Here is a 12,866-nt window from a genome sequence, read left to right as displayed (position 1 = left end):
CGCGGCGCTCGGCGATCTTCTCCTCGATGCGGATGCCGACCCAGGTCGCGATATCGCTTTGAAACGGACGGATCACCGACCACAGAAAACTGTGGATCGTGGAGATGTGAAACAGTGACGAGACACCGACATCTTCGGATATCTCGCCGACGGCCACCTCGGTATAGGTGATGCAGGCAATCTGCTGTCCCGCGCGGCGCAGCGCCGAACCTCGGGTCCGGGCAAGGTGATCGAGTGCCTTGATCAACGAAGTAGTCTTGCCCGAGCCGGCACCCGCGACCATCACGAACGAACGCGGGACTTTGCAATCGAGGCAGGCGCGGACTTCGATGTCCGCCGGCGTGTCGGGGCTGCCGATCCGGCTGGTCACGCGGCAACCTCGCCATCCGGCTCGAGCGCGGCAGGGGCGTCGGGCCCGCCGCCGGTCACACCTTCCGCGCCTTCCTCGTCGTCGGGCTCTGGGTCCGGGGGTGCGATTTCAGCTTCGAGCCAGCGAAGACCGGCAGCGATGTATTCTGGCACAACCCAGGTTGCGGGGTCTTCGGCGAGTAATGCGAGGGCAAAGTCGGTCTTGCTGAAGCTCTTCGCCTGAACGCGCTTGTGAATGCGGTTGGCCAACTCGCAGAGATCCTTCTCATCATTCTTGGCGATGCGGAGCTGGAGCGGCTTTCGATCCTTGTGCTGGCACCAGTCGAGATTCTCGAGCGCGAACGCTTCCTCGAGCGTACGGCCTGCCAACGAAAGCGTGTCGCCGCCCCAAGTCACATCGGTGCGGCATTGATAGGCGACGCGCACAAGGGCGTCGTTGTCGTTGGCGCGTACCTGTGTTTTGTCGTCGGCGGTCGCCTCCCACAGCTCTGCGACGGTACCGCATTTCGGAAGCCATTGCAGAAGCGTTTGATTGGAGGTTGCAGCTCCCGGATGTCCGGCGATGCAGGCCTTGCCCGGCTTTTCAAGCGGCAGCTGATCGGTCGCCTCTTCGTCTTCGTCTTCGTCATCCGCGTCCACCACGGCGGCGTCCCCAACCGCCTGCACAGGGCCGTCTCCTGCGGTTGCAGCCCCCTCGACACCTGCCTCCAGCTGATCCAGCGGACCGAAGACACTGTCGAGGTCGGTGATGATGAGCGTGGTAAGACCAAGGAATTCGATCAGCGCCTTAAATCGATAGCCGAATGCGCCCCCGATCTCGAGGATCGTCAGATAGCTCGACTGGAGCCGCGGCGCGGCGGTTTCGATCATCTGCGGCAGGAGCAATCGTTCGACATTGCCTTCGACGAGCACGGCAGCATCCGCAAAGAAAAGATCGCAATGCGCGAGCTTGAGGTAGCGCTCGAGAAAGGTGCGAACATCGGCATCCGTGCTGTCGTAGAAGACGGAGAGATTGAGGATGTCCGAAGTCGAGGTCGCTTCTGCCCGGCTACGCCGGAAGTAGCGGATCGGCTGAAAGCCGCGCTCATAGAGGATATGAGTCGAATGCGTGGTGACAACTACCTGACTCGTATAGGCGGTGCGATCGGCGCCCTTGAGTGAAAGGATGTCCATGACCTTGCGGATGAAGGCCTGCTGCAACTGGGCGTGGAGATGCGCCTCGGGCTCCTCGATGAAGATCAGATGGACCGGCGGGCGGTTCTCCTCAATCGCAAGCCACTGAGCGTGCAGATCGAGAAGCTCGACCACCATGAAGATGAGGTTCTTGAATCCCAGACCATTGTAGCGGTCGGGCAGCGTCGGCGGGTCGGGTGCGCCATCATCGGGACCCAGCGCATAGTGGACCAGCGCGCCGTCGCGGCTGCTCATAATCTGCGCCGGATCGAGCGCCGATCGTATCATCATCCGCGGGTTCGACAGCCCGGGATAGCCGAGCTTGGCGAGGCTCCTTAGAGTCGGCTCGAACACGCGCTCGAGATGCTGGTTAAGCGAAACTTCGGATGCGGCGAGGGCGCGAAGGGCGTCGAGATCCTCGCCCTTTTGCTCGAGATTGCGACCGTAGAAACGGCTGAGCACGCGCGACAGGTCCTCCGCGCGGGCGCCGCCAGGACTATCCGACAAATGGCGCTGGGCATTGAGGAAATCGATCCGGAGAATGCCGCTTAAAATTTCGCGCCCGCTGCGATCGCGGCCGGCGAGCGATGCCGGGACATAGCCGACTTCGGCGACCATGTTGGCATCGAACTTCGCCGGATCGAGTATGAAGTAGCGTAGCTCATATTCGTCATTCAGATGCTCGCGCAGGTAATCGCGAAGGTGACGCGGCGCCGGGTCGAACACCGGCACATCATGCTCGTCCTTGTCGACCGCAGCGAGAGAGCGTTCGCGGGCCTCGGCATATCTGGCACGCGTTGCCTCCGGGTCGATCGGAGTATAAGCGACGCGCATCCCGACAAGCGTGCTATCCCACGCGAGGCTCGGCAGCAGATCGATCGCCCGGTGGACGTCCTCGGCGCCGATCTCCAGCCAGATATCAACTTCGAGGGTCGGCAGCGCGGCGCCTTCCTCACCTGCGCCGAATGCGATGATACTCGACCACAACTCCGCGCTAAAATCATGGATGCTGAAGCGGCCATGCCCGGTGAACAGCTGAAGCGCGTGCCCGACCGAGGTCTTTCCGCTGTTATTGGCGCCGACGAAAATGGAGATATCGGAAGCGAAATCGATAACGACGTCCTGCAACCTGCGAAAGTTGCGGATAGCCAGCTTCTTCAAATGCATCCTTATCCCCCGGTTCGCGTCATGCCGGTACTTCGCGCAGACCGCCAATTAGGTCAATCCTAGTTCCATTCTTGGCGCCGGGCGAGCATGGATATTGTGGATATTGCGTTCAGATTGGATGATGTCATCATGACTATGACAGGTATAAGACTCGGTTGGCAACGCCCGCTATCCACTCGGCGACCCTCCCTAGCGATAGTCGCGAACGCGCACGTTATCGAGCGTTCCGATCGAGCTGAGCGAATGGCAAGTTTCAGGATCGCTATGGGCCAAGCTGAACGACTGAATTGGGGCGCATTGCAACCCTCGGCGCTCGGTTGTCTATGAGCTGTGAGTGGCAGCTTTCGTCGGTCCGTGTTTCTGAAGCCGACATTCCCGAAAGTCCCAATTGCGATCTGCTCCAAGAGGAAATCCGAGCCGAGGTTACCGAGCGTTTGCTAGCCGGCGTACGACTTGATCCATTGATATGCCGCCAGAAAGGAACTAAAACGTTTCAGTGCAAATGCGGCTGGTCCGTTCGCGCGGTACAGTGCGCCGACAGGTAATGTTGGAATGCAAGGCTTGGGGGGTACTTTGCCTGGTCCGAATTCGTTGAACTCAGTTCGTAAAGCCGTGAACTCCCACTTTTTCGCTACGAGCACTATCGCCCGTCTGTTAGCGATGGCGGCAGGTGTCCTCATGCAAGCAGTGCCCTCTCCATCGGTCGCAGTAGCCAAGGGCACCGCACCGGAACTCGTTATTTTCGATAATGACTTCTGCGAGATCACGCCGGTGCTGCCTTTGCTTTCGGCGCCCAATGTTCGCGTGATCGGGCTCACCACGGTGACCGGCGACTGCTGGAGCGAGGAGGCGACCCTTGCGACCCTCTCGGATCTGGAAGTGATCGGCCGCACAGAAATTCCCGTCGCGTCGGGGGCTATGTATCCGTTGGTGAACACGCCGGATCGGATGGCTGCGGCGGAACCTATGCGCGGCGCGCTGGCATGGAAGGGGGCGTGGAACGCTGCAGACGAGTCGGGGCGCTATCACCCCGACGATCCGCATGCATATGGCCTTCCAGCCCCCTTGCCGAGGCAGACGAAAGCCGTGGCCCAAAGCGCGGCTGCCTTTCTTGTCCGCATGGTTCGGGAGCATCCGCATCAGGTCACGATATACGCCGCGGGACCAATGACGAACATTGCGCTGGCAATTCGCCTGGATCCGGAAATCCCCAAGCTGGCGAAGGCATTGGTATTTGATGGTGGGCACATCCGCGCCTTTGACGCTGAAGGAGAAAGTGATGCCGATTTCAACTTTGCGTTCGATCCCGAAGCGGCCCATGTCGTTCTGTCCGCGCCCTGGTCCGGCATCACGTCGGTCGGCGATCTTGCCGATGCGATCGTAGTGACACCGGATCTGCTTGCGCGCATCGATGCTCAAAAGACGGTATTGTCGGCCTACGCCTTGCGCCGATTGACGCCCGGCATGCCGTTATGGGATGCGGTAGGCGCGGCGATCATCGCAGATCCGTCGCTCGTAGCCGCCGCGCGCGATCTGGCGATGGACGTCGATATCGCCGAGGGCCTGTTCTATGGGCGCGCACGGGTGTGGAGTGCGGGGCGCACGCCGCCTCGTACCGCACGCCGGGTCCGCGTGATCGAGGCGGTCGACCGGGAAAGGCTGGAGCGGCAATACGTCGCTTCCCTCGCGCCAGGGCGCTGACGGCGCAACGCGAGGATACAGTTCAGGACAAGCCTTCGAGAGCGAACTTGGCGAGGATCGTTCGTGATCCCGGATCAAAATTGTCGTCCGCGATCATGTAGAGGAACGTTCGGTTGCCCTCGCGGCGGATCGCCACGCCTTCGAAGTTCTCTGAGATATCAGGCCGGGCGAATGTATGGAGTTGGCGCGTCCGGGCCTGCACGCCGTCCGAGCTTTCGGACAGCACCAGTTCTTCGACCATCACCGAAAAGCCCTGTCGCTCGCTCCAGCTTCGGCGCAGCATGATGTAGCGTCCGCCGCCGAGGGCCACCAGGTCGCTGGGCCGGTGATCGCCGGGCGCCGGGACGGACAGCGGTATGCTCCCCGCGACCGCGCCGGTGCCGAGCGCGGGACGGACCAGCATCGCGCTGGCCTGCCCGTCCGGTGCCCGCAGGCCCTCGGAGATGAGCAGGGTCTCGCCATCGGTGCTGGCAAGGGATTCGATGCCCTCATTGTCCGGCTGGCGAGAGAGCCAGGTATCGAGCCCGTGCAACCGCTCGGGGGTGCCGACCGGAAGGCCGCGGCGCATCGCATAGCGCAGTACCCGGTGATCTCGCTCCAGTGTGACGAGCACCGCTTGTGGTTTGCAGGAAGCGGCCGGGCACGGGCTATCGACGAAGTCGATCGCCTCGGCGTCGCTGCGCACCTTGCCCATCAGCGGGGCACCGTCGCTGTCCTGAAGGCTGGTGGAGCGGACTTCGTCCACTCCAACCAGCACGCCGCCGCGTTCGACCGGGCGGAAGGAATACCATGTTCCGTCCTGATCGCTGAGGCTATGAAGACGACCGGCAGCCCAGCGCAGCGAGGATAAACCGCCGAACCGTGCGTCGTCCGACGTGAGGTCCACCGCACCCATGAAGCGGAGGTGCGGGCCGAGGTCGAGCGTCCCGATCGACGCGGGCTGTGCGGACACCTGCACCCCCATTCCGGCAGTAACGCCGCCAGAATGCGGGTGCGGCATGGCGCAAGCCGACAGGAGGAGTACCAGTCCGCTCAAGATACATCCTGCGCTTGCTGCATTTTCGATACGAACGGGCACGCGTTTCCTCACAGCTTGGCGGTCAGCCCCAGGAACACAGTGCGGCCCAGGGTGTCGTACAGGGCGGGGAAGGTATTCCCGTTGCCGTAATCCGCGTTCACGCCGAGGTTGAAGTTGTCAACGATCGGGGGGTCGCGGTCGGCGATGTTGCGTACGCCGAAGCGCAGCACGAAATCGCCATCGGCGATGGGCACGCTGGCGGTCAGGTCGAAGTAGCTCGCTGCGCCGATGCGAGCATCGGCGATATCGCGGGCGCCGCCTGTCGCGCCGCTGAACACCGGGTTGCCGTCGTTGATGTCGACCTTCGAGCCACCGACGAAGCGCCAGGCCAGCGAGACCGTGGCGTTGCCAGGGGTCTGATAGCTCAGGCGGGCGACGTGGCGCCATTTTGGCGTCGGCGAGCCGCAGGTCGGGCCGAACAGTCCCGCGCAGTCATAGGACGCCTGACCGGGCAGGGGCGAGATGCTGCGGTCCCGCGTCCAGGTGCCGTTGGCGTCGAACAGCAGCCTGCCGGCCGCACCGATATCGGTGCCGTAGGCCAGAGTGGCATCGATACCGCTCGACTTGAGATAGCCGGTGTTGACATTGGTGGCGGCGACGTAACCGCCCGTCGTCGCAAGGCTACCGTTGGCGTCACGCCGGATCAGCGAGCAGAAGAACGGATCGGCGTTGTTAAGGCACTGCGAATAGGCCAGCGTCGGTGCCACGGTACCGATCAGGTTGCGGACCTTGATGTCGTAGTAATCGACCGTGAGAACCAGCGAGCGGGCGAAGCGCGGGGCAAGAACCAGCCCCATGGTCCAGGTGTCGGCAGTTTCGGGGCGCAGCGCAAGGTTGCCGCCGGTCAGCGTCGTGCAGAAGTTGGAGGCGCACTCGGCGATGGTGCCGTACTGAGCGGCAGTGACGCCGGTGTTGCTGCATTGCGCCTGGCTGCCGGTGGGCGAGGTGCCCGCACAGACGTCGGTGATCGAGGCGGACGACAGCGCCTGCGGGGCGAACAGTTCGACCACGTTGGGCGCGCGGATGGCCCGGTTGAAGCCGCCGCGCAAGGTCAGGTCGGGACTGGGCGACCAGTCGAGGCCGAGCTTGAAGGTGTCCGCCTCTCCGGCGTAGTTGTAGCTCGAATGGCGATAGCCGGCGTTGAAGGTCAGGCGGTGGATGAACGGCATGTCACCCGCGAGCGGGGCGACGAGTTCGACGAAGCCTTCCTTGACGTTGGTGCTGCCCTGCGCCGGGGCGGTGGCGCCGAAACCGGCAAGGTCACCGCTCAGCAGGTTGGCCGAGGGGGAGAGGTGGATCGCATCCTCCCGGTACTCGACACCGAAGGCCACCGCGACCGGATCGCGTGCGAACGGGCTGGAGATGCCGATCGTGCCGAGATCCCCGTTGATCGTCGCTGCGGCAACCTTCTGGGTGACCCGCCCGGTCGTGCGACCGCTGGCAAAGACGTAATCGGCAGCCTCGGGCGATACCTGGCCGAGCTGGAAAATGTTCAGCGGTGAGCAACCCGCATTGCCGGAGATGCACTGCACCGTGCCGCCCACATTACGCGCCAGGAGGGCGTCCTGCACCCGGCTGACGGAGACGTCGTTAGTTGCATCATTGGCGTATTCGACGCGGCCGTACTGGCCATAGACGTCGTAGCTCCACCCCGGCGCGAACGTGCCGCGCGCGCCGACGATCCCGCGCCACTGGCGGTGCCGCACGTCGTAATACCGCTGGCGACCGGCGACCTCGAGCCGCTTGGCGATTGTGCCCGACCACACGGCGGTTGCACTCCCGGCATTGGCGCCGCACAGGGCAGTCGCCTGCGAAGCGCTCAGCAGCGGGTTGTCGCAGTTGATGGTGTAAGTGCGGTTGCCGACGATCCCGGCCGGGGCGATCTGTGCCCGGGTGGTGTCCTGCATGAACATCACGTCGGTATAGAGTTCGATCGCATCGCTGACCTCATAATGCGCCAGCAGGCCCGCCGTGTAGCGCTCATCCTGCCGCTGGAGGTAGTTCTCCTTGGCCGAGTTGTAGGCCAGCGCGCCGGTATAGGGCACGAAGGTCGCCGTCCCGTCCGGGTTCGCGGCAAGGCCGCCGCCGGTGCCGCCAGTGCGGAAACGACCATAGGCGTTGGTGCCCGAACCGGTGCAGACATGGGTGTCGAACGGCGAGGCACCGCTCACCGTGCCGATGCCGCAGGCGGCGAAATCCCGGTCGATCGCGCCGACGGGCTGCGCATTGCGGTAGCCGAAGTATGCGCTGACATTCCCCCGGCCATCGGCGAAGTTGTGGCCCGCCGCCAGATTGACGTCGTGGGTCCAGCCGTCCCATCCAGCCTCGGGCACCTCGACGCCGAAGGCGCGCAGCTTGTCCTGCGCCCCCTTGTTGTCGTTCTGGGTCTGGTAGGCGCTGACCTGATAGTCGAGGCGGAGGCCCTCCAGGTCGCGCCGCAGCTTGAAGTTGACCACGCCGGCTACGGCATCCGACCCGTAGGCGGTCGAGGCGCCGCCCGTGAGTGTCTCCACCGAAGTAACGAGCGCGGTGGGAATGAAGTTGAGGTCGGCGACCGGCAGCGTCGGATCGCCCGGCATGAGGCGGCGGCCGTCGATCAGTACGAGTGTACGGCTGGGGCCCAGCTTGCGCAGGTTCACGGTGGCGATGCCGGGCGTTCCGAACGTCGACTGCCCGGCCGTGTTGCTGCCCGAGACCTGTGGCAACGCATTAAGCAGGGTATCGGCGGTGGGCGACCCCTGCAGCGCGATAGAGGTCTCGTCGACGGCGACCAGAGGTCCGCCGGTCACCGCAGGCGAGCGGACGCGGCTGCCGGTGACGACGATGTCATTGGATATCTCGCTATCGGCTGGGACGCCCTGCGCATGGCCAGCGGCAGGTACGATGGCGCTCAGAGCGGCGCCAAGTGCGACAGATGAAAACAGGCATGCGCGAACAGTCATAATCTACCCCTCATGAGCTTCAGGCCCCTCTCGGCGTGATCGAAGCTCGCGCGGCCCGATTCTGCCTGATGCCCGGCGGGTCGAGAATCTCCGACTTCACCGTGCCAATCCCTTCAAACAGGGGTGTCATAAAAAACGATTTAGTCAATATGATGACGGTGGAAAATCTGACATAGCGGTAATTCTCAGCATTTCCTCATCACAGTCGCTCGGAAAATCATATGAATCGTTTTATAAGAATTTTCCTAACCTTGCTGGCGGCATCGTGCCAGCCGGCGATCGCTGCGGCGCAGGCCGGCACCTCGTTGCCAAAATCGGCCCCGGAATACGTCATATATGACAATGACTGGAGCCTCGGCACACATGGCTCCGGCTACGTATCGCAGCCTGCCCTGCTCATGCTGCTGGCAGATCCGAACGTCCGGGTGCTCGGGCTGACCGCCACCAGCGGCGATTGCTGGCGGGACGAGGGCGTGGCGAGCCTGCTGCGTTTCCTTGAGATCGTGGGTGCGGTGGATATCCCGGTCTACAACGGCGCAGTGCTGCCGCTGGTGAACAGCGCGGCGCGGCATGCGCAGTGGGAAAGCCGCTATGGCAAGACCTACTGGAGCGGGGCCTGGAACGATATCGCGCGCGATGCCGCCGCCCACGCCGAAGACCCCTTTCGGATCACGGCCCCTGCGGACGGCATGCCAAGGCTTAAGCCCCAGTCGCAGAGCGCGATCGCTTTCATGATCGATGCCGTGCATCGCCATCCCGGACAAGTCACGATCTACGCCGAGGGGCCGCTGACCAACATTGCCCTTGCGGTCCGGCAGGATCCCGAGTTCGCGGGGCTCGTGCGCCGGATCATCGTCCAGGGCAGTTCCGCGATATCGGCCCATGACGATGGCAGCCGGGCGGCGGAGTTCAACTTCCTGTTCGATCCGGAGGCGGCCGATGTGGTGACGACGGCTCCCTGGCGCGAACTGGTGTTGCTCGGGCATGCTTCCGATCATACCGAGCTGACGCCTGCGCTCAGGGCCCGTATGGCGAAGATCGAAACTCCGGGAGGGCGCTATGCCACCGACAATGCCTCGGTGGGGATGCCGCTATGGTCGCAACTCGGCGCGGCGCTGATCGTCGATCCTGCGGTCGTGCGTGATTCCGTCCGGGCTTTCGTGGCGGTGTCGGTCGATCACGATGCGACTTACGGACGGACGCGGACGTGGCCGGTCGAGGCGCGCGATGTCGTGCCGTTGGGTTATCGTCCGGCGACGATCGTGACGCGGGTGGATTCGGCGCGGCTGATCGATCTCTACCTCGCGGGTCTATCGCGCCCGGTTTCTCCGCGGCGAGATCACTGACGGCGGGCTACCCTGCCGAACTGCGCGGCGAATGCGCCTCCCAGCAGGCAGACGATGGCCATGAACCAGAAGCCGCCGGTGTCGGCCGGCCCCGACCAGCGGCCGATCAGCAGCGTCACGCTACCGATGACGATACCATGCACCAACCCCGCGAACAGGCCGAGGGCTGCAGGCAACTGGTTTGGTGCCACGATCGTCCGCAAGGCCTGCATGCCGCCCGCCATGGTCGCACCGAACGTGAAACCGTGCAGCAACTGAGCGGCCAGCAGGGTGCCGAAGGGCGGGTCCAGAGCGCTGATCGACCACCGCAGTACCCCTGCGGCCGCTCCGGCAAGCAGCAGCTTCACCGATCGCTGCAGAGAAGGCGGCACATCGGCGGAGCCGCTGCAGAAGGCCAGCACCGCCACCTCCGCTCCGACGCCGATGGCCCAGAGCAGGCCGACCGAACTCGCACTGGCACCGTAGACGGCCATCCAGTGGAGGTTGGCGAAAGTGTAGTAATAGGCGTGGCCGGAATTGACGAGCGCGACCGCCAGCATCAGCAGCCATACATCCTTGCGTACGACGAGAACGCCAAGACCGCGCCGGGGCGAAAGATCGGTCGTGGCGGCGACGTGCGCTAGCGCCGAACGAACCCCGGCGCTTCCCCACAGAACGAGGCCCAGCATGAACGTCTCGGCCGCGATCACCGTCCATGCGCCGAACCTGTCGATAGCAAATCCGCACGCGATGCCGGAGGCAGCGAAGCCGAGGGAGCCGCAGGCACGCAGTCTCCCCCAGTTCGTGTCCGGAAACGAAAGCACCATTCCGTCCAGCAACGGCAGCAGAGCACCGCAGAAGACGCCCGACGCGGCGGCCAGCACGAGGATCGAGCCTTGCGCATGGGCCGCTCCCATCGCTGCCGTAAGGAGCATCGCCAGCAAGGCGACAAAAATCGTCAATCGGCGGAGTCCGAGCCTGAGCGCCGTGCTTGGAAGCGCCAGTTGCCCGAAAGTCGTCGCCATCATCACGATTGCCCCGGCGAATGCGATTGCGGGTCCCGCGAACCCGCGATCCGCGAGCCAGAGCGGCATGTAGGGCGTCACGATGCCCAGGTAACCGTAGTATGCCGGGTAGACCAGCGATAGGCCACGCACCCGTCCATCGCCTGCCTGTGTCGCTGTCGCCATCGGTCGATCCGGTCATTTTAAGATCAATGCAGTTCGTCGCCCCGCTTTCGGGCGGGTTGCGCTTGTCTAATGCCCGCGGCGGCCCCTATCGTGAAGAGAGTTCTTCCGCCGATGCGTGCGGGAGCCAGCGAGGATCAATTACACGGTGAAGCAGCCGCGCATCACGATCAGGGACGTCGCTCGAAAGGCAGGCGTCTCAATCGGAACGGTCTCGAACAGTCTGAACGATCGTCCCGGCGTCAGTAACGATGTGCGTCGGCGCGTGCTCAAGACCGTCAAGGATCTCGGATATCGGCCGAACCGTGCCGCGCAGGCCACTCGGACCGGGAGATCCGGCACGCTGGCGTTCGTCACGCCCGACTTGCGCAATCCCTATTATCCCCAACTCGCGCAGGCCATATCCGAGGCCGCGCGCGAGGCCGGATATGCCATGCTGCTCGTCGATACCGGCGATGGAGTAGACGAGCGGGAGCGGATCGAGCAGGTCGAGTTCGCGGGCGTCGACGGCATCCTGTGGTGCCCGGCGACGTCCGAGGATGTGATAGCAGGGAGCTCGGTGTCCAAGCCGGTCGTGGTCATCGACCATTGGCTGCCCGGCCGCGACAATGTCGTCGCAGACTACCGTCTGAGCGGTAAGCTGGTCGCGGATCATGTGCTGCGGGCTGGTTACCGTTCGATTGGCCTGATATCCGGCCCGCAGGACATTTCCGTGGCACAGCAGCGCAGGGATTCCTTCTTGGAGTTCGTTGCCGGGATGATACCTGTCGCCTGGGAGGTGCGTCACCCGTTCGACATGCGTCTGACGGACGAGGCGGTGGCGGCGATCCGGGGAGCCGAGGCCGATGTCATCGTATGCTGTGACGACCTCATGGCGCTCGGCGCCCTTTACGCAGCACGCGAGGCAGGCCTCGCGGTTCCAGACGATGTGGCGATTATCGGCCATGACGACCTGCCGTTCTGCTCTGTCACTTTCCCCGGGATCAGCACCGTGAGGCAGCCACTCGAAGAATTAGGAAAGGAAGCGGTTGATCTGCTCCTGGCCAGGATCAAGGATCCGGAAAGACCGGCGAAGCGCGTGACGCTGGAAGTCTGTTTCATCGAGCGGGAGTCGACCGGGAATCGGGTTGATCGTCTTACCGTCGGCGAAGCACCGTGATGAATGGCTCTCCGAGCCACCTGCCATGGTTCACGAAGTACCGAAGATTTTGTCGCTAAGGGCCAGCAGAAGGAACGAGGACTTTCGATTGCGTCAGAGGCTCGACGTTTTCGTATTGGAACGCCAAGTCTGGCATGGGTCGCGCCGATCTCGGGGTTGGTGCGGTGCCCAAATCCAAGCGCACCGTTCATTCGAGGCTTTCCTGGCTAAATTAAGCCGTTCGCTGACTCCGCAAGTCAGGCTAGCCCGAGAGAAGCTTTCACTCATCGACATTGGGTTTGTTAGTGGCAGGTTCGAGGGCGTAGCAGTCGTCACTGCGCGTGTTCGAGATATGGGGAGGGGCGGCCGCCAAGGAATATGTGCCATCAATCTCGGCTTGGCGGAGCATCTCCTCCTGACCGGACTAACTGCTTGGTCTGAGTCACAGCGCCCGAAACAGCCGTCCAACCGCATGGGAACTTCCGCCTTCCTCGGTAAATTCTCGAGACCGGACCGAGCACTCAGTTCAGATTCCCGGCCCCGACAATTAAAGTTGGACCGAGCACAAAGTTGCAGATTTCGCTGCATGCTACCATTTGCGGTCATTCGGTCTCGGATTTTCGCCCCCAGGTCTCGGCAGGCCGATTTTTGCTGTTCCCATGCTCTTCGGCCTGACCGATCGCGCAAATCCGACGATGACCCGGTATAATGTTCTCATTACGTTCTAAGTGTGATATGCCCGGCGCATGGCCGATACCGAAGTCCGGAAGATCATTCACGTGGACA

Annotated in this window: 9 protein-coding genes; 3 read left to right on the top strand and 6 right to left on the bottom strand. The window is 63.3% G+C overall.

Going from position 1 to position 12,866, the window contains the following annotated elements; genetic code table 11:
• Both LH128_RS08910 and LH128_RS08905 read right to left on the bottom strand, forming a co-directional pair.
• Positions 1-370 (bottom strand): AAA family ATPase (locus tag LH128_RS08910; protein WP_008829286.1); only part of this gene is annotated, 370 nt, incomplete at its 3' end.
• On the bottom strand, positions 367-2,709 hold the full coding sequence (locus LH128_RS08905) for an ATP-dependent nuclease (RefSeq protein ID WP_037518661.1): 2,343 nt from the start codon (positions 2,707-2,709) through the stop codon (positions 367-369). The genes LH128_RS08905 and LH128_RS08910, both read right to left, overlap by 4 nt.
• Before the next feature lie 660 nt (positions 2,710-3,369).
• Here LH128_RS08905 and LH128_RS08900 point away from each other — a divergent pair.
• Positions 3,370-4,410 carry a nucleoside hydrolase gene (locus tag LH128_RS08900; protein WP_037518658.1) on the top strand — a complete coding sequence of 347 codons (1,041 nt, stop codon included), beginning with the start codon at positions 3,370-3,372 and terminating at the stop codon, positions 4,408-4,410.
• A 22-nt stretch (positions 4,411-4,432) separates the two neighbouring features.
• Here the strand turns inward: LH128_RS08900 and LH128_RS08895 are convergent, their stop codons facing one another.
• Both LH128_RS08895 and LH128_RS08890 read right to left on the bottom strand, forming a co-directional pair.
• A complete protein-coding gene (locus tag LH128_RS08895; protein ID WP_172705004.1) occupies positions 4,433-5,446 on the bottom strand; it encodes an esterase-like activity of phytase family protein in 1,014 nt (337 codons plus the stop codon).
• Between the two features lie 50 nt (positions 5,447-5,496).
• Positions 5,497-8,430, bottom strand: coding sequence for a TonB-dependent receptor domain-containing protein (locus LH128_RS08890; protein ID WP_008829282.1), 2,934 nt, complete (start codon positions 8,428-8,430; stop codon positions 5,497-5,499).
• Positions 8,431-8,681: 251 nt separating this feature from the next.
• Between LH128_RS08890 and LH128_RS08885 the strand changes: the two genes are divergently transcribed.
• A complete protein-coding gene (locus LH128_RS08885; RefSeq protein ID WP_008829281.1) occupies positions 8,682-9,776 on the top strand; it encodes a nucleoside hydrolase in 1,095 nt (364 codons plus the stop codon).
• Here LH128_RS08885 and LH128_RS08880 read toward each other — a convergent pair.
• Positions 9,770-10,945, bottom strand: a complete 1,176-nt coding sequence (locus LH128_RS08880) for an MFS transporter (protein ID WP_037518655.1) — start codon at positions 10,943-10,945, stop codon at positions 9,770-9,772. The genes LH128_RS08885 and LH128_RS08880 overlap by 7 nt on opposite strands.
• A 145-nt stretch (positions 10,946-11,090) precedes the next feature.
• On the opposite strand from LH128_RS08880, the gene LH128_RS08875 reads away from it, so the two are divergent.
• Positions 11,091-12,101 (top strand): LacI family DNA-binding transcriptional regulator, encoded by a 1,011-nt coding sequence (locus tag LH128_RS08875; protein ID WP_008829279.1) that lies wholly within the window; start codon positions 11,091-11,093, stop codon positions 12,099-12,101.
• Positions 12,102-12,682: 581 nt separating this feature from the next.
• Here the strand turns inward: LH128_RS08875 and LH128_RS34445 are convergent.
• A partial coding sequence (locus tag LH128_RS34445) for a hypothetical protein (RefSeq protein WP_327195120.1) occupies positions 12,683-12,866 on the bottom strand: 184 nt, incomplete at its 5' end.

The sequence above is a fragment of the Sphingomonas sp. LH128 genome (assembly GCF_000293195.2).
GTDB classification, from domain to species: domain Bacteria; phylum Pseudomonadota; class Alphaproteobacteria; order Sphingomonadales; family Sphingomonadaceae; genus Novosphingobium; species Novosphingobium resinovorum_A.
The sequence above is the reverse complement of the archived record's forward strand: the minus strand, read 5'-3'. Positions and strand labels throughout refer to the sequence as shown.

Coding starts and splice junctions, on each gene's coding strand:
- LH128_RS08890 (WP_008829282.1), bottom strand. CDS start 8,430: ATGACTGTTCGCGCATGCCTGTTTTCATCTGTCGCACTTGGCGCCGCT.
- LH128_RS08880 (WP_037518655.1), bottom strand. CDS start 10,945: ATGGCGACAGCGACACAGGCAGGCGATGGACGGGTGCGTGGCCTATCG.
- LH128_RS08900 (WP_037518658.1), top strand. CDS start 3,370: ATGGCGGCAGGTGTCCTCATGCAAGCAGTGCCCTCTCCATCGGTCGCA.
- LH128_RS08905 (WP_037518661.1), bottom strand. CDS start 2,709: ATGCATTTGAAGAAGCTGGCTATCCGCAACTTTCGCAGGTTGCAGGAC.